The sequence below is a fragment of the Paenibacillus sp. FSL H8-0457 genome (assembly GCF_038051935.1).
GTDB lineage: Bacteria > Bacillota > Bacilli > Paenibacillales > Paenibacillaceae > Paenibacillus_AQ > Paenibacillus_AQ lautus_A.
Genome location: NZ_CP150293.1, coordinates 2,050,174 through 2,066,537, shown reverse-complemented (window position 1 = coordinate 2,066,537; position 16,364 = coordinate 2,050,174). Strand labels below are relative to the sequence as shown.

General features: G+C 52.0%; 18 protein-coding genes. All 18 read right to left on the bottom strand.

From position 1 onward, the window contains the following. Nucleotides 1–167 precede the first annotated feature (167 nt). Nucleotides 168–2,243: a glycine--tRNA ligase subunit beta gene (gene glyS, locus MHI43_RS08905; RefSeq protein ID WP_036666057.1), complete on the bottom strand. Its 2,076-nt coding sequence runs from the start codon at nucleotides 2,241–2,243 to the stop codon at nucleotides 168–170. Further along, entirely contained in the window at nucleotides 2,236–3,123 is an 888-nt protein-coding gene (gene glyQ, locus MHI43_RS08900; RefSeq protein WP_015734204.1) for a glycine--tRNA ligase subunit alpha, read from the bottom strand. Before glyQ ends, glyS begins: the two co-directional genes overlap by 8 nt. A 370-nt stretch (nucleotides 3,124–3,493) precedes the next feature. After that, nucleotides 3,494–4,249, bottom strand: coding sequence for a DNA repair protein RecO (gene recO, locus MHI43_RS08895; protein WP_015734203.1), 756 nt, complete (start codon nucleotides 4,247–4,249; stop codon nucleotides 3,494–3,496). 36 nt (nucleotides 4,250–4,285) lie between these two features. Next, entirely contained in the window at nucleotides 4,286–4,426 is a 141-nt protein-coding gene (locus MHI43_RS08890; RefSeq protein WP_009590824.1) for a YqzL family protein, read from the bottom strand. A gap of 138 nt (nucleotides 4,427–4,564) precedes the next feature. Continuing rightward, entirely contained in the window at nucleotides 4,565–5,467 is a 903-nt protein-coding gene (gene era / locus MHI43_RS08885) for a GTPase Era (RefSeq protein ID WP_015734202.1), read from the bottom strand. A gap of 72 nt (nucleotides 5,468–5,539) precedes the next feature. Then, nucleotides 5,540–5,947, bottom strand: a complete 408-nt coding sequence (gene cdd / locus MHI43_RS08880) for a cytidine deaminase (RefSeq protein ID WP_036666059.1) — start codon at nucleotides 5,945–5,947, stop codon at nucleotides 5,540–5,542. A gap of 21 nt (nucleotides 5,948–5,968) precedes the next feature. Further along, nucleotides 5,969–6,352: a diacylglycerol kinase family protein gene (locus tag MHI43_RS08875; protein WP_036666060.1), complete on the bottom strand. Its 384-nt coding sequence runs from the start codon at nucleotides 6,350–6,352 to the stop codon at nucleotides 5,969–5,971. Beyond that, complete coding sequence (gene ybeY / locus MHI43_RS08870; RefSeq protein WP_036666062.1) at nucleotides 6,352–6,849, bottom strand: rRNA maturation RNase YbeY; 498 nt, start codon at nucleotides 6,847–6,849, stop codon at nucleotides 6,352–6,354. Before ybeY ends, MHI43_RS08875 begins: the two co-directional genes overlap by 1 nt. Before the next feature lie 2 nt (nucleotides 6,850–6,851). After that, entirely contained in the window at nucleotides 6,852–9,152 is a 2,301-nt protein-coding gene (locus MHI43_RS08865; RefSeq protein ID WP_036666063.1) for an HDIG domain-containing metalloprotein, read from the bottom strand. Nucleotides 9,153–9,166: 14 nt separating this feature from the next. Beyond that, a complete protein-coding gene (locus MHI43_RS08860; protein WP_009590792.1) occupies nucleotides 9,167–10,138 on the bottom strand; it encodes a PhoH family protein in 972 nt (323 codons plus the stop codon). 6 nt (nucleotides 10,139–10,144) lie between these two features. After that, on the bottom strand, nucleotides 10,145–11,338 hold the full coding sequence (gene yqfD / locus MHI43_RS08855; RefSeq protein WP_036666064.1) for a sporulation protein YqfD: 1,194 nt from the start codon (nucleotides 11,336–11,338) through the stop codon (nucleotides 10,145–10,147). Further along, nucleotides 11,335–11,628, bottom strand: a complete 294-nt coding sequence (gene yqfC / locus MHI43_RS08850) for a sporulation protein YqfC (RefSeq protein WP_009590797.1) — start codon at nucleotides 11,626–11,628, stop codon at nucleotides 11,335–11,337. The genes yqfD and yqfC overlap by 4 nt, the downstream gene beginning before the upstream one ends. 202 nt (nucleotides 11,629–11,830) lie before the next feature. Further along, nucleotides 11,831–12,409 (bottom strand): hypothetical protein, encoded by a 579-nt coding sequence (locus MHI43_RS08845; protein WP_036666065.1) that lies wholly within the window; start codon nucleotides 12,407–12,409, stop codon nucleotides 11,831–11,833. A gap of 21 nt (nucleotides 12,410–12,430) precedes the next feature. Then, nucleotides 12,431–13,438 (bottom strand): flotillin-like protein FloA, encoded by a 1,008-nt coding sequence (gene floA, locus MHI43_RS08840; RefSeq protein ID WP_036666067.1) that lies wholly within the window; start codon nucleotides 13,436–13,438, stop codon nucleotides 12,431–12,433. 93 nt (nucleotides 13,439–13,531) lie between these two features. Next, nucleotides 13,532–14,893, bottom strand: coding sequence for a nodulation protein NfeD (locus tag MHI43_RS08835; RefSeq protein ID WP_036666068.1), 1,362 nt, complete (start codon nucleotides 14,891–14,893; stop codon nucleotides 13,532–13,534). A gap of 265 nt (nucleotides 14,894–15,158) precedes the next feature. Then, the gene (locus MHI43_RS08830) at nucleotides 15,159–15,599 is read right to left on the bottom strand and encodes a GatB/YqeY domain-containing protein (RefSeq protein ID WP_006209020.1); all 441 of its coding nucleotides are present in this window, start codon (nucleotides 15,597–15,599) and stop codon (nucleotides 15,159–15,161) included. A 16-nt stretch (nucleotides 15,600–15,615) separates the two neighbouring features. Continuing rightward, complete coding sequence (rpsU, locus tag MHI43_RS08825) at nucleotides 15,616–15,789, bottom strand: 30S ribosomal protein S21 (RefSeq protein ID WP_005547957.1); 174 nt, start codon at nucleotides 15,787–15,789, stop codon at nucleotides 15,616–15,618. 184 nt (nucleotides 15,790–15,973) lie between these two features. Further along, nucleotides 15,974–16,333, bottom strand: a complete 360-nt coding sequence (locus MHI43_RS08820) for a histidine triad nucleotide-binding protein (RefSeq protein ID WP_015734194.1) — start codon at nucleotides 16,331–16,333, stop codon at nucleotides 15,974–15,976. Nucleotides 16,334–16,364: the final 31 nt, after the last annotated feature.

Below are 16,364 nucleotides of genomic sequence, written 5' to 3'. Positions count from 1 at the left end.
TTATATACGTCTTTGGCCGATTAAAATCCTGCTGCCCAAATAAACAATGACCTTGCCCATGCTTGAATCCGTCCGTTCATAGCGAAAGCGCCATCCCGCGCTGAACCGCGGGCTGTCGCTTTCACTGAACAATACATTATACCATTTGCAAAATCATGCTGTCACTACTACCACACCAATTTCGTGAAATCGGCATACCGCTTCAGATCACCGTCGATTCCAGAGAGCAGCGCGAGGCGATTGGCCCGAACCGCTTCGTCTTCAGCCATCACCATCACCGAATCAAAGAACCCTGTAATCGGCTCCCTTAGTCCACTCAGCAAGGACAGCGAACGTTCGCCGTCCGCTGCCTGCAGCGCGGCATGGTAATCTGCGCGAATCGCGTTCCAAGCTTCATAAAGCTTGTTTTCTTCCGATTCCGTGAACAGTTCGGCGTTGACAGCGGCCTTGCCCGCCTTGGCAGCCAAATTGCTGACCCGGTTGAAGGACTCTACCGTCGTTTTGAAATCCTGGACGCTCTCCACGGCATTCATCAGCGCATGGCCGCGGGATACGACGGACACCACATGATCGAATCCGGCCGTAATGACCGCATCCACCACATCATAACGCTGGTCTTCGGACAACAGCTTCTTCACGCGAAGCCCGAAGAACTCCTTAAGGTCTTTGCGGATTTCGTCAGTCGATCGCTTCAATACGCGAATGTTCTCGTGAACCTCGAGCGCCACGCCGAACACGTCGGATAAAGTCACCGGAAGTTTGTGCTCCAAGATGATCTGAACGATGCCCGCAGCCTGACGCCGGAGTGCGTAAGGATCCTGGGAGCCAGTCGGAATAATGCCGATGGAGAAGCATCCCACGATGGTGTCGATTTTATCCGCGATGCTCACGATGGAACCCACCGTCGTGGAAGGCACCGAATCGCCGGCAAAGCGAGGCTGGTAATGCTCGAACACCGCTTTGGCCACATGCTCCTTCTCACCGGCTTTTCTTGCGTAATCCTCTCCCATAACCCCTTGCAATTCAGGGAATTCATAGACCATCTGCGTCACCAGATCGAATTTGCAAATATCGGCCGCACGGCTCACGGAATCCGCTGCGTCTGCAGAAACGTTAAGCTTCGCGGACAATTGGTCCGAAATCCGTCGGATTCTGCGGACTTTATCGCCGATCGTCCCCAGCTCTTCATGGAAAACGATGCTCTCCAGCTTCGACAGGGCATCCTTGATCTGAAGCTTCTGGTCTTCCTCATAGAAGAATTTCGCATCCGATAACCGGGCCCGCAGCACCTTCTCGTTTCCTCTCGCAATCACGTCGAGGGAGCGGCTGTCCCCGCTGCGAACCGTTACGAAATACGGAAGCAATTGTCCCTGCTTATCCAGCACCGGGAAATACCGCTGATGCTCACGCATGGACGTAATCAATACTTCCTGCGGAATATGAAGGAATGAGGAGTCGAACGATCCGTACAGCACGGTTGGAGTCTCAACCAGGAACAATACCTCTTCTAGCAGGTCATCCTTGATCGCGATATTCCAGTCCTTCTCCTGGGCCAGCGCCTGGATTTGCGAAACGATCATCTCCTGGCGCTCATTCACGTCGACGATAACATGCTGTTCGCGAAGTACGTCGCGGTAAGCAGATGCTTCCGGAATTACGGCTTCTCCGCCAAGGAAACGATGCCCGCGAGTTACGTTACCGGCCTTCACGCCCGTAATTTCCAGATCTACCGTCTCGCTGCCCAGCATCGCGACCATCCACTTAATCGGACGGACGAATTTGAATTCGTGCGCTCCCCAGCGCATGTTTTTCGGGAATGTCATCGAAGTCAGTATTCCAAGCAACCCTTCGGACAGGATGGACTTCGTATCCACGCCGACGCTATTCTTCGTCACGTAAATATACTCGACTCCGCCGAGCTCCTTAAACGTAAAGCTCTCGGGATCAACGCCCTGGCTTTTGGCAAAACCAAGAGCCGCCTTGCTCCACTGCCCGCTGTCATCGAGAGCGATCTTGCGGGAAGGCCCTTTCACTTCCTCGCTGACGTCCTCTTGCTTATCCGCAACGTTCTGAACCCATACCGCCAAGCGGCGCGGGGTAGCAAATGCCGTGACTTCGCCATGCGCGATTCTGGAAGCATCCAGCCATTTGACCAACTTGTCCTGAAGCTGCTCCATCGCGGCGCGCAGAAATCTCGCCGGCACTTCTTCCAGACCGATTTCAAACAATAAATCCTTAGACATGCTCTGCGCCCCCTTTCTTAATCAGCGGGAAGCCCAGCTTCTCGCGCTCCTCCAAATACGTGGCAGCTACCTGACGAGCCAGGTTGCGCACGCGCATGATGTATCCCGTTCTCTCCGTTACGCTGATCGCGCCTCTGGCATCCAGAAGGTTGAACGTGTGCGAGCATTTCAGAACATAGTCATAAGCGGGGAACACCAGATGCTGGTTCATCGCTTTATTCGCTTCTTCCTCGTACATGTTAAACAGCGTAAACAGCATCTTCACGTCGGACACTTCAAAGGTATACTTCGAATGCTCGAATTCCGGCTGATGGAACACGTCTCCGTAGGTAATGCCGTCTACCCACTCCAGATCGAACACGTTCTCTTTATCCTGGATGTAGGATGCAAGGCGCTCCATGCCGTAGGTAATCTCCACAGCCACCGGATTGGCGTCAATGCCGCCAACCTGCTGGAAATACGTAAACTGCGTGATCTCCATACCATCGAGCCATACTTCCCAGCCCAAGCCCCATGCACCGAGCGTTGGCGCTTCCCAGTTGTCCTCGACAAAACGGATGTCATGATCAAGCGGATTGATGCCAAGACGCTTCAGGCTTTCCAAATACAGCTCCTGGATATTGTCAGGCGAAGGTTTGAGAATGACCTGGAATTGGTGATGCTGATACAAACGGTTCGGGTTCTCCCCATAGCGGCCGTCGGCCGGGCGACGGGAAGGCTCAACATAAGCCACGTTCCACGGCTCAGGTCCGATCGAACGCAAATACGTCATCGGGTTCATGGTACCGGCGCCTTTTTCCGTGTCGTACGGCTGCACGATGATGCAATTCTGTTCCGCCCAAAATTGCTGCAGCGTCAAAATCATCTGCTGGAAATTCATGATTTTAGCTCCTTTGTTTTCTTTTTCGAATCCAATCCATCATGCTAACATTTCTCTGTACAACAAAAAGCTCTCGTCCTACGCCTGTTGTACAGACATAGGGACGAGAGCTGTAGCTTCCCGCGGTTCCACCCTACTTGGCCTTGCTTTTGCCGCCGAGTGATCTGACGATCTCCAGCGATAAGCAAAACCCACTTTATCGTTTCACCATGCTCCCGGGTGCCCTGTTCATGAATATCTCCCGCCAGGCTTCCACCGCCCCCGGCTCGCTATCATTGGATCGATTATTCACTACTTTCCCGTTCAATGCATGCCAGTATTCAAAAAACTAATAAACTGATAAATATAATACCTCATTCCATACCTTACGTCAAATGTTGTACTTGTCCATTTGATCCAAAAAGTTTTGCGATTTCAAACGCAGCCCCAGCTGCATATCCATCAACGCTCGCATGACTTTTTTGAGCTCGGCCTTCGTTTCGTCCTTTACGTCTACATTGCCCAGCCGCCTCAGGTCCAGGCGTCCAAACAGGCGCAGCAGCTTCAACGTTCTGGTTGAGATGGCCATCGCCGGCGGATCCAGATGTTTGCAGTAACGGCACAGCACGCCGCCAAGGCGGGGGCTCACCAGCATATCTTCGTCTTTTCTGGATTGATTGCATGAAATGCAAACATCCAGCTCCGGCCCGTACCCTGCCGCCTGCAGAATTTTCATCTCATACAGATTGATGATGATTTGGGGATCCTTATCCTCCTGAAGGGCTTCCAGGCAGGCCTTGAGCTGATGAAACCAAAAAGCGCCCGTCTCCTCATCCTGCAGCACCCGATCCAAGAGCTCGCAGGCATAAGAAGCATAGGCGGCTTTTACAAGGTCCTCCCTGAGCCCGTGGTGAGATTCCATAATCTCGCCGGCGTTCAAGTTGCCAAGCCCGGTACCATTTCGGAAGAACACATATTCTCCATAAGTAAACAGCTGCGTCAGAGCAGCATGACGGCTTTTCACCTTCTTTGCTCCTCTGACCAGCACGCCTACCTTGCCCGATTCTTTGGTGCAAAGTGTAATGATTTTGTTCCCTTCACCGTAGTCCATGCTGCGGATGACAATCCCTTCCGCCCGATATAGCATGCGCTTTCCCCCAACCATTCCTGGAACAACCAATGATTACTCGTCTTCTTCATTCGGGGCCGCCTCGTCTTCAACGGATGCAGCTGCAAGGACCGATTCACCCTCGGCTTCCTTATACAGCAAATACGCATCGACATCTCCAGTCATCGCAAAATACTTCCACGAAAAATCTCGCATTCGTATTCATCCTCTCTTCGGAAATGACGTCTGCATCATCTACGAAAATTAGGATGTGCCTCTAGAGCAGATTTATGAAATGCAATTGTTGGCAGGCGGCAGCCGCGTATGATTTCCCTCGAATTTGAGCCGGCTTCATTATTCCCCGCGGTGAAATCCGAGATCGCGAAGAACGCGTTCTTGATTGCGCCAATCTTTTTTTACTTTAACCCAGAGCTCCAAGAAAATCTTGGACCCCAGCAGCCTTTGAATATCCTGGCGGGCCTGTCTGCCCACTTCTTTAAGCAGCGCCCCCTGCTTGCCGATAATGATGCCCTTCTGGGAATCGCGCTCTACGAAAATAACGGCGGAAATATAGACGGTTCCGTTCTCTTCTACCCGCATGTCCTCGATGGTGACTGCGATGGAATGAGGCACTTCCTCCCTGGTCATGTGCAAAATTTTCTCGCGAATCAGCTCGGCGCATACGAATTGCTCCGGATGATCCGTCACTTGGTCCTCAGGATAGTACTGCGGGCCTGGCGGCAAATACTTCTGGATTTGCTCGAGCAGCGTGTTCACATTGCTGCCGAGCTTCGCGGAAATCGGGACGATCTCTGCAAAATCATGCAGCTTCCGATATTGCTCGATCAGAGGCAGCAGAGCGGGCGGCTCAATCTTGTCGATTTTGTTCATCACCAGGATGATCGGCGTCTTGATCTTCTGCAGCTGCTCGGCGATATACCGGTCTCCCCCGCCGATGCCCTCGGACGCGTCAACCAGGAACAATGCCGCTTCAACCTCACCCAATGTGCTCAAAGCGGTCTGGTTCATATAATCTCCGAGCTTGGACTGACGCTTATGGATGCCCGGCGTATCCAGAAAGACCACTTGGGAATCCGGGGTCGTATAAACGCCATGGATTTTGTTTCTTGTCGTTTGCGGCTTGTCCGACATGATGGCGATTTTTTGGCCGATCACTTGGTTCATCAGCGTCGATTTTCCTACGTTCGGTCTGCCGATAATTGCCACAAAACCGGATTTAAATTGTTTTTTTTGCATACCATGCCTCCGTTACGGTTCCGTATCTACGTGTTGTGTACTACATGATTCCATACTATATGATTTGGAGTCTTACTGCTTGTTTAAATCCCATGGACCGAACGCCCCCGGCAGCAGTTCGCTGACGGTCGTCTCCTTGATGTCGCCCTTCATGTTACCCATAATGACCTTCATATCCGGCTTGCACAGCTCCACCAGCACTTGCCGGCATACGCCGCACGGCGTGCACGGGCCGTCCGTATCCGCAACGATGGCGATCGCTTGGAAACTCCCCGCTTCATGACCGTCGGCAATCGCCCCGAACAATGCCGTGCGCTCCGCGCAGTTGGTCGGTCCGTAGGCTGCATTCTCCACGTTGCAGCCCAAATGCACCTGTCCGCGAGAATCCAGCAGGGCAGCTCCCACGCCGAATTTCGAATAAGGTATGTACGCCCGCGTGCGCGCCTTAATCGCTTCTTGCATCAACAAACCTGCATCCATATCTAATTCCTCCTATATCGTTCAGTTTGTTAAAGTATGTATCCATTCCCATACCGGTTCATAGAAGACCATAATGCCGATCGCGATGGCAAAAACCGCTGCAACGAGTGCTGCACCGGCTGCCGTATCCTTAGCCACCCGGGCTAACACATGTTCTTCAGGCGAGACCAGATCGATGATGGCCTCCACCGCAGTATTGACCAGCTCCGCGATGAATACAAGGGAAACCGCCAATACCAAAAATAACCAGCTGATTCGATCCAATTGCAGCAAAGCTGCTGCGATGAACACGATCAAGGCAGCAGCAATGTGGATTTTCATATTGCGTTCCGTTTGTACAGCCGTCAAGATGCCTCGCATGGCGCACCCAAAAGCCCTGTATAACGATTGTCTGTGCGGCTTCACTATCTTGTTAATCCTACTTCGGCTAGTACGGCTTCCTGTTTGCCCATCATTTCGGCTTCGCTTGCCTCATCCTGATGGTCATATCCGAGCAAGTGAAGAAATCCGTGAACAAACAGAAAACCCAGCTCACGCTCCAGGGAGTGACCGTATTCTTCGCTTTGCAGCTTCGCCCGGGGGACCGAAATAATGATATCGCCCAGTACATCCGGCACGCTCTCCAGCTCTTCTCCCTCTTCCAGCTCATAAATGATCTCGAGCTCATCGTTCGTTATTTCATTCATTGCAAAGGAGAGCACGTCGGTCGGACGATCGATTCCCCGGTACTCCCGGTTCAATTCATGGATCCCTTCATCATCGACAAAGGTCAGATCAACCTCGCCATCGGTTACGCCTTCAGCCTCTCCGGCCTTCTGCAGAATCGCTTCAAGCAGGGTGATCAATTCCTCGCTAATCTGAAAATCCTCTTGTTCATTATTCCATGCCAGCTGCAGGCTCATTCTTATACGCTCCTTCTCTGTTCCTCACTCGTTGCGGACGTCTCCGATGCGGTCGAGGCTTCGCCGTTCGGCGCGGACAGTTTGGGACGCTTCACATCCTCCGGATATTCGATCCGGGAATGGAAAATCCCCATCACCGTCTCCTTTAACGTCTTGGCGATGATGTCCAGTTCCTTCATCGTTAAATCGCAATCATTAAACTGATGGTCATCCAGACGCCCCTTGATAATCTTCTCGATCATCGATTCGACCTGTTCGACCGTTGGTTTACGCAATGATCGGACGGCCGCTTCCACGCTGTCGGCGATGCCGACAATCGCAGACTCCTTGGATTGGGCCTTCGGCCCCGGATAGCGGAAATCATCCTCCGTGAAATCCGGCTCGACGCCCTGCTCTTCCGCCTGGCGAACCGCCTTATGATAGAAATAGTGTAAAAACGTGGTGCCATGATGCTGCTCCGCAATATCCCTTATCGGCTTGGGCAGCTTGTACTCCTTGAGCATCTCCACGCCATCCCTTGCATGCGCTACGATAATGGATTTGCTCAGCTTCGGTTCTATGGAATCATGCGGATTCTCCATATTGTTCTGATTCTCGATGAAATAGATCGGGCGCTTGGTTTTTCCGATATCGTGATAATAAGAACCGACGCGGCACAGCAGTCCGTTGGCGCCAATCGCTTCCGCAGCTGCCTCGGATAAGTTACCGACCATGACGCTGTGATGGTATGTGCCCGGCGTCTCTGTCAGCAGTTTACGGAGCAGCGGATGGTTCGGATTCGACAATTCAACCAGCTTCAGCGCCGAGAGGATGCCGAAGGTGACTTCAAAGAACGGCATGAGCCCGATAACCAGGATCGCCGTTAACAGTCCGCCCGCGATGGCAAAACCGATCGAATACAGCGTTTCCGTCGTAGTCCACGTGTCGTTATTGAGCAGCAGCATAATGAACACGATCAAGGCGCCGAAGAGAGAAGCCATGATGCCGCCCTTCAGCATCGTCGACCGCTGGCTCGCGCGGTGGATCGAGAAGATCGCCACGCAGGAAGTCACGGCTGCGAATAACCCGAACTTGAAGTCGAACAGTTCCCCTTGAACGTTCAATATGACGCTTGCCATGATGCTGAAGATAATGACGCTGAAATAGGCAAGCGAGGTCTCCAGCAGCAGGGTAACCAGAATCGCGCCGATCGCGACAGGCGCCAAATACCCCACGTACATCTGGGAATCGCTCTGCAGAAATGCGGTCAAATGCATGGTGATCAGCGTAATGACGTACACCAGGACCAACATCAGCAGCTGCGAGTTGTTGTATTTGAATTTGCCCGGCTCCGACTGCCGGATGAACATCAGTATGCCGAGGGACAGCAAAACGGACAGGAGCAAAACGCCAAGCTCCGGCCAATAGTTGATGTCGTCCTTCAGCAGCCCGTTCTTGCCGAGCAGCTCGTACAGCTCCGGCGTGATGAGCTGACCCTTTGCCACAAGGATGTCCCCTTGTTTGATAAAGACGGGCGGGGTATTCTCGCGAGCTTCAACCTTCGCATTCTTCGTGGCGACCTCGTCATAGAACTTGTTGGCCGTAATCGTTAAACTCGCCAGTTCCTGAACGACTTCCCTGGCGGTCCGATCATTCAACGAGCTGGTGTTCACTCGTTCCGCCACGCGGGTGCGGGCCGTGTCGGCATCCACGATCTCGTTCAGCATCAGCCTGGAAACGATCTCGCGGGCTACGGGCTTCATCTGGATAATATCTTCCGAATTCAACCGCGGTATCTTAATGAACGTTTCCTCGGGAATCCGATAGGTTTGTTCTTCGATGACCCGCTGCATTTCCTGAAGCAGCTCTTTGGAGTAGGCTTCATTCGTGCTGTTGGCCGACACGAAATTTTGCACGAATTCTCTGGCCATCCGCGGAATTTCTTTGCGATAAATCTCCACCTTTTCGGCGGAGCTGATATCCACGTCCTGGTTCAAACGTTCAATACGGTCAAGGATCTGCGTAACCAGAACGTCGTTCCGCAGCGGGACGAGAGGGTAAATCGGCTGGACGTTCTCCGCCGCCGCCTCCTGTGCCTTCAGCGTCGCCTTGCTGTCCTCGATTTGAACGGGCGCCACGATATTCTTTTCGCTTTTCGTATTGACCTGGATGTCATAGCGTTCCGGCAAAAGCTTGGATGCTAGACTGATATAGAAGAGCAAAGCAAGCAGCAAAAACAGAATATAGCGTGTTGCCACGCTATATTTCCATCCGCTGTTTTTACTCCACATGGACTTGTCCGTCGATGGTTCTTTGGAGGCCATTGCGACAATCCCCTTTAATCTTGGTTTTCTGCTGCTTTATCATAAGCGACGATGATTTTTTGTACTAAGGAATGACGTACAACATCCTGTTCGGCAAAATAGACGAATCCGACTTCCTCAATTCCGCTTAATATCGTTTTAGCTTCGATAAGTCCTGATTTTTTCCCCCGCGGCAGGTCAATCTGGGTCACGTCCCCTGTAATGACCATCTTCGAACCGAATCCGAGCCGTGTCAGAAACATCTTCATCTGTTCCGGCGTGGTGTTCTGTGCTTCATCCAAAATAATAAACGAGTCGTCCAGCGTCCGTCCGCGCATGTACGCGAGCGGCGCGATTTCGATCAACCCTCGCTCCAGCGCCTTGGCCGTTTGATCCGGGCCCATGACGTCGTATAAGGCATCGTATAAAGGTCTCAGATAAGGGTCAACCTTCTCTTGCAGGTCTCCGGGCAGGAAGCCCAGGCTCTCTCCGGCCTCCACCGCGGGCCTTGTCAGAATGATTCTTTTGACGGATCCTTCCTTCAGCGCGGCTACGGCCAGAACGACGGCCAAATAGGTCTTCCCTGTTCCGGCAGGACCGATGCCGAATACGATGTCCCGCTTCTTGATGGTGGTCACATAGTGCTTCTGACCGATGGTTTTTACTCGAATAGGCTTACCTTTGAAAGTTGTCGTAATCTCGCCCTTGTACAGATCCAGCAGCTGATCGGCTCTCAGATCCTTGGCAAGTTCTACAGCATAAAGAATATCACGCTCGGTCAAAATGTAGCCGTTGCGCACAAGCTGGAGCAGCACTTCAAACAGCTGCTGAAGACTCTCCACATTTCGGTGTTGTCCCCGAATCGTGATGACGGCTTCCCGTGAATCGATCGTCGCAGGAATCTCTTTTTCGATTAATTTTAGAAATGTATCTTGTGGTCCGAATAAGGACAGACCTTCTGACGCGCTTTGAAGTAAAATTTGAATGCTGGTCGTTTGCTGTGACAAATAGCCTCATTCTCCTTGATCGTATACTATGGGAAGTTCTTTCGCGATGGTCTCTTCCACCTCAAAAAGCACTTTCATATAAACTTTACCATTCTCTTTCTTATCATGCAAAATTTTTTGGCTTACGAATCTTGAATCGGTCCCATATTTCGCCAAAATATCGCGGCGTGCCCCCTCGATTCCCTCTTTTTTGGCTTCATCCTCGTTAATGGTCCGCTGGACCTCGGTGACCTCCATGATTTTTTCCGTCATCCAGCCGAGCGGCAGCACGCGCGTCCTCCAAGTCAGCGGATCATAGAAGGTCAGGGTCTCCTGCTGCGAATACGGGATTTCCCCGTAGCCCCACAACTGAACGGCACGATCCCCGAACACGATATAGGAGCGTTTCTTTCCTTCGCCCGTATAGACCTTATGCGTTTTTACCAACGGAATTTCGATATCGTATTCATGCCATACCAGGCCTCTCACTTCCCCCTTGGCTACGACTCTTTCCGAGTTCTCCTCATCCCCAAGAACCCCGGAGATCAGAATGTCGCCCTTCTTCACCCGGCTGTTGATCCCTACTTTAGGAACCCCCTTCTCTGCGTACATGTGAGTAATTACCGCGTCCTGGGTACTGATCAGATGCCTTGGGCTCTGGAGAGGCGGTTTCTCCGGCACGGCTGCCTCGACGATCTGAATGCGTATGCGCGTCCCGTTGCGTTCCACCCCTACCCAAGAGGTTCCCGGAAGACGGACGGTCATATTGCCGGACAGCTTGTCCATCGATTGCAGCTTAAATATCCATTGAAACGGATAAATGCCCTCCTGTTTGGCCGCATCCAGCACATCTTCCGACGCAATCGTCTCATTCCCCTCGACTTCCACGTTCCATACCATGGACGAAAGCGTCAGCAGAATCATAAAAAACGCAACGACGCCGATAACAAAAGCTTTGCGTTTGAGCAGACGTCGTGCTTGAAAAGGATAACCAAAACGCTCCTTGATGCGCGTACGGCAGCCTGTCCGTTTTAACAGCGGACGGAGCCCTTTGAAATCTTTCAGCAGCAGCTTAAACTCTGCTGAATGCGCCCCTGTCGGTGTTACATCCCAAACCGGGGTTCCGGCCTCCGCCAATGAATTGATGAATGCTTCCACATGCTCACCGCGAACGGCGAGCTTCAAATATCCTCGAAGATGGATCATCGTCGGAATCTTCACGGTTTCTCCCCCAATCCTATGTATTGAATATTATGAATGGTGCCAATGATGGTCACTTCATGGCTTTGAATGGCCTGAATCGCAAGCCCGGTCCCGGAAATCTCCAAAGAACCCTGCGTTAATGACAACACAAGTCGTTCCTCGGAAAAATGCCGGACTCCGCGATGGTTTTCGATATGCAGCTCTTTATTGCCAATCAGGGTCAACCGCGGTAAATCAAATAACAGGTCCTGTGGCAAATCAAGCATTTCTTGGGTCCATTTCTGCAGCTTGCGGCTGATGCGGGACATATGGAGACTTTCCCCCTTCCTGTACTGTACACCTTATGCCCCAGGCAGCCGTTTTATGAGATGAAAAGTAAAAAGACCGCCCCGTCAAAAATCTGACGAGGCGGTCTCCCGCTTCTATGAATCTAAGAATCTATGAATCGCAGCTAATTTCTAAAAACTTACCCTAACCTATGGCTCTGAACACCTCAGACGCGCCCGCCGTTTACCGGCGAGGATTCATGGAGCGTTTGGCGCGCGGGGGACCCAATATCTCAGCCCACACAATGCCGTTTCGAGCCTGTTCAGCAAGAACCGATCGGCCATTCTTGCCCTGTTCCTGATCCTCGTCGTGGATTTCGACAACGGTTTCCGGTATATCGAGTGTCATCCGATTCAGATGGGAGTGGATCCGGTCCAGATCCCTCTGCATCATCTCGATTCGATGATCCATACTGTCGTGGCTCGAACTCATTTCAAGCCTTCGTTTCATTCGGTCAATCTCTTGATGCTCAAGAGAATATCCGTTTCCGGTATCCGCTTCTTCCTCATCGATCCTGTCGATCCGGGGGCTTTCCTGAACAGGTGCCGGACGGGAGACTTGCGGAGCGGTCTGTACCCGTCTTGCTTCAGGCCGCTGTGGCCGCTGCTGCCCCGGTCTTGCAGGACGGTCCCCTTCGCCGCCGAAGGATGGCATACGGGGGTTTTTCCCGTCCTCAGCGTTCTTGCCGCGCTTTCCGAGGGCGGAGATGATGAAGAAGCCTATAACAGCTACAATGTAAAAATTTTCGATTAACCAGCTCACTATAGGCTCACCTCATCGTGGTTACTTGGTTTTGTTGTCTCCGGAGTTGTCATTATTCTCACCCATCTTACCGAAGGAACCTCTCATTTGCGTATCGGCTTCGATATTCTTCAGGTTCATATAATCCATCACGCCCAGCTGGCCGCTGCGAAGCGCTTCGGCCATCGCCAGCGGAACTTGGGATTCCGATTCCACCACGCGCGCTCTCATTTCCACGACGCGGGCCTTCATCTCCTGCTCTTGCGCTACCGCCATGGCACGGCGCTCTTCCGCCTTCGCTTGGGCAATGCGCTTGTCGGCTTCCGCCTGTTCGGTCTGCAGGTAAGCACCGATGTTTTTGCCTACGTCGACGTCCGCGATATCGATGGACAGGATTTCAAACGCAGTGCCCGCATCCAAGCCTTTGGACAGCACGGTTCTTGAGATCGAATCCGGATTCTCCAGCACGTCTTTATGGGAATTACTTGAACCGACCGTGGTTACGATACCTTCGCCGACACGGGCGATGATCGTTTCTTCCCCTGCGCCCCCGACCAAACGGTCGATGTTGGCACGCACGGTAACGCGGGCTTTAACCTTCACTTCAATACCGTCTCTCGCCACGGCTGCTACGACCGGCGTTTCGATCACGCGCGGGTTAACGCTCATTTGCACCGCCTGCAGTACATCGCGTCCAGCAAGGTCGATCGCAGCAGCTCTTTCAAACTCGAGCGGAATATTCGCGCGTTGGGCTGCAATCAAGGCATTGACCACCCGGTCTACGTTACCACCTGCTAGATAGTGACTCTCCAGCTGGTTGATATTAAGACCAAGTCCTGCCTTCGTGGCCTTGATGAGCGGATTCACGATCCGGCTTGGCGTTACGCGCCGCAGGCGCATAGCCACCAATGTAATAATCCCGATGCGCACGCCGGAAGCGAGCGCCGAGATCCAGAGCATTAACGGGAAGAAACTGAAAAACACGCTAAGCAGGATAATCGCGACAACCCCGATTAGAAGAATCGGTACCAAAGAACCATCCAATTCCATATTCGTTTACCCTCCAATATTGAATATTTGCCTTCATCACGCAGAACGTTTAAACACGGGCACTTTTAATACTACACAATTCCGCGCAGAGGTTCACCCTTTTTCTTCCTCTACCACAATTCGGGTACCGTCCGTCTTGATGACGCGGACCGGTCGGCCGGAATCGATGAATCCGCCAAGGGTAACCACATCAAGGCGCCGTCCCTCAAGTTCCATCGTCCCAGCCGGCCTAAGCGGGGTAATCGAAGTTCCGATCAGGCCGATCAGTACATCCCGGTCTTCATTCGGAATATACCCCTGTTCCTTCGATAAGCTGTCGCTGAGTATGAACTTGCGCCATACTCCCCGTTCCTTGAATACGAGGGCAACCACAATGATGGCCACCAGGGCCGATGCCGCCGCAACCCCAAGGGACAGAGCAACATGAGAGGTGCTATAGGCCGCCATGACGACGCCGGCAATCAAGCTGGCTGAGCCTATGATGCCCAGTATCCCGAAGCTTGGCACAAACAGCTCCATCGCCAGCATCACGATACCGATCACAAACAGCAGCCAGGTCTCCCAACCGGCAAATCCGGCCACCTGATTGCCGAAGAAATAGAGCACGAATGCAACCACACCAAGAATCCCCGGCACGCCGAAGCCTGGAACAATGACTTCGATAATCACGCCGGCGATACCGATGAACAACAGCAGCGTCATGACCCCGGGATGCGTAAGAAATGTAGCCAGCTTCTCCGAGAACGTCGGCTCCATCCGGAATACGTCCTGCGTGGAGTAGTCCATCCATGTGATGACCTCTTCGGTGCTGTTCGCAATCGTGTCTGCGTAACCAGTCTTCAGCGCTTCATCATGCATCAAGGATAGACCCTCGCCAGGTTGTTTCGTCAATTCGATTTCAGGCATATCGACCTTCAGATTGATATCTGCCATGCCCATCGCGATTTCTTTGTTTCGACCACCCGCCTCGGCAGCTCCTGCCATCTTGCTCTTCCACCAGGAAACCAGCTTGGCATCTTCGATCCGATTGCCTCTGGCATCCACCATATAAGCCGCGCCGATCATGCTGCCCTCGGACATGGCAATCTTGTCTGCATTGAGTGCGATGTAACTGCCGGCCGATGCCGCATCGCCCGTAATGTAAGCCACGATCGGAATCTCGCTGTCTTTCATCAAGGTAGCAATTTCACCAGCTTGGTCGACAAGACCGCCCGGCGTATCGATTTCCAGGACGATCAGTCCTGCCGCCATCTCTTTGGCTTCCTTAAATCCGCGTTCCATAAAGCTGGTTAAGCCGCGTTCGATCGGCTGCTTCACCGGAATGACGTACACCGACCCGATGTTAGCCGCCATCGCGGATTTCATCGGTGCTGCATACATTCCGATCGATATCAGCATCATCACGACCGCTGCTGTTAATGTCAGGAATCTGCGCATCCACAACTTTCTACTCATCTTTTCCCCTCCTTTTCGACTTAATTCGGCCACCTCTACCTTCATTTCGACAAAACAGGTTCAGCGGCCTGCCTCTTGCATAAGCATATGTATCTACTTGCACCCATATGGTAGTTATTACGAATCAGAAACGATTTCGTTTCAAAAAGTATGCCCATCCATGGAAAAAACCATCGATCAAGGCGCTCGGCTTCTCCAAGCCCTGCTCCTTCACGACAAAGAAAAAACACCCCTTGAGAAAACAAGGGGTGTTTCACTTATGTTGTTACAGAAATTGTTGAACAACTTGATTGACAAGCTTTCCGTCTGCACGCCCTTTAACTTTCGGCATGAGAGCGCTCATTACTTTACCCATCTCGGCTTTTGAAGAAGCACCGGTTTCCTGGATGGTCTGCTGTACAATGACTTTAATTTCTTCTTCAGTAAGCTGTTCCGGGAGGTAGGCGCTAAGGAGCTCAATTTCTGCTTTTGCATCGGCGGCAAGATCGTCGCGTCCCGCTTTTTCAAATTCTTGGAGGGCATCTTTGCGCTGTTTGATTTCACGACTAAAAATATCAAGCACTTCGTTGTCATCCAAACTTCGTTTCAAATCTATTTCAAGATTTTTTATCGTCGAACGAACCATTCGAATCGTTGAGAGTTTGAACTTGTCCTTACTCTTCATCGCTTGCTTCATATCTTCGTTCAATCGTTCGCTAAGATTCATGCTAGTTCAGATCCTCCTAAAACTTTCTCTTACGAGCAGCCTCGGACTTTTTCTTGCGCTTTACGCTTGGCTTTTCATAATGCTTGCGTTTCTTCACTTCAGCCAATACGCCATCTTTAGCAATGGAACGCTTGAAGCGACGAAGTGCAGCATCAATTGTCTCGTTTTTGCGAACTTTAGTTTCAGACACCAGTTTTCCCTCCCTCCGACCAGACCGTCCAAGAGCATTAACACGGTTCATCAAACTTCATTATAGGGCAAACCGAAATAGGGTGTCAACCTTGGGCGTTTAATTTACGATAGTCCGTGCAATGGAAACACCCCCGCGGCGGCCATGCGCTGCGAGGCTGATATATTTCTTCCTATGCAAGAAATTATGTATGAGCCGGGGAAATGCCGGTTAATGCGCCTAAGCGGCGGCCGCCCATCAGGTGATAGTGCACGTGGAACACCGTTTGTTCCCCATCGCGACCACAGTTGTTAATTAACCGATAACCGCTCTCCGCAATGCCCAGCTTGGCCGCGGCCTCTTTAGCCGCTTTGTGCATCTCGCCAATCAGCAGCAGGTCCTCATCCCCAATATCGTTCATGGAAGCGATATGCTTCTTCGGAATGATCAAGACATGAACCGGCGCTTCCGGGTTGATGTTTTGAAATACGAGCACCTTATCATTCTCGAGTATCTTCGTGGAAGGAAGCTCACCTTCTACGATTTTACAAAAAACACAATCCATTCGCGGTTACCCCTTTCATACGTTTACATGC

Bases quoted from the DNA above. Each gene is read 5' to 3' on its own strand.
- glyS (WP_036666057.1), bottom strand. From the start codon at position 2,243: ATGTCTAAGGATTTATTGTTTGAAATCGGTCTGGAAGAAGTGCCGGCG.
- glyQ (WP_015734204.1), bottom strand. From the start codon at position 3,123: ATGAATTTCCAGCAGATGATTTTGACGCTGCAGCAATTTTGGGCGGAA.
- recO (WP_015734203.1), bottom strand. From the start codon at position 4,249: ATGCTATATCGGGCGGAAGGGATTGTCATCCGCAGCATGGACTACGGT.
- MHI43_RS08890 (WP_009590824.1), bottom strand. From the start codon at position 4,426: ATGCGAGATTTTTCGTGGAAGTATTTTGCGATGACTGGAGATGTCGAT.
- era (WP_015734202.1), bottom strand. From the start codon at position 5,467: ATGCAAAAAAAACAATTTAAATCCGGTTTTGTGGCAATTATCGGCAGA.
- cdd (WP_036666059.1), bottom strand. From the start codon at position 5,947: ATGGATGCAGGTTTGTTGATGCAAGAAGCGATTAAGGCGCGCACGCGG.
- ybeY (WP_036666062.1), bottom strand. From the start codon at position 6,849: ATGAGCCTGCAGCTGGCATGGAATAATGAACAAGAGGATTTTCAGATT.
- MHI43_RS08865 (WP_036666063.1), bottom strand. From the start codon at position 9,152: ATGGCCTCCAAAGAACCATCGACGGACAAGTCCATGTGGAGTAAAAAC.
- yqfC (WP_009590797.1), bottom strand. From the start codon at position 11,628: ATGTCCCGCATCAGCCGCAAGCTGCAGAAATGGACCCAAGAAATGCTT.
- floA (WP_036666067.1), bottom strand. From the start codon at position 13,438: ATGGAATTGGATGGTTCTTTGGTACCGATTCTTCTAATCGGGGTTGTC.
- MHI43_RS08835 (WP_036666068.1), bottom strand. From the start codon at position 14,893: ATGAGTAGAAAGTTGTGGATGCGCAGATTCCTGACATTAACAGCAGCG.
- MHI43_RS08830 (WP_006209020.1), bottom strand. From the start codon at position 15,599: ATGAATCTTAGCGAACGATTGAACGAAGATATGAAGCAAGCGATGAAG.
- MHI43_RS08820 (WP_015734194.1), bottom strand. From the start codon at position 16,333: ATGGATTGTGTTTTTTGTAAAATCGTAGAAGGTGAGCTTCCTTCCACG.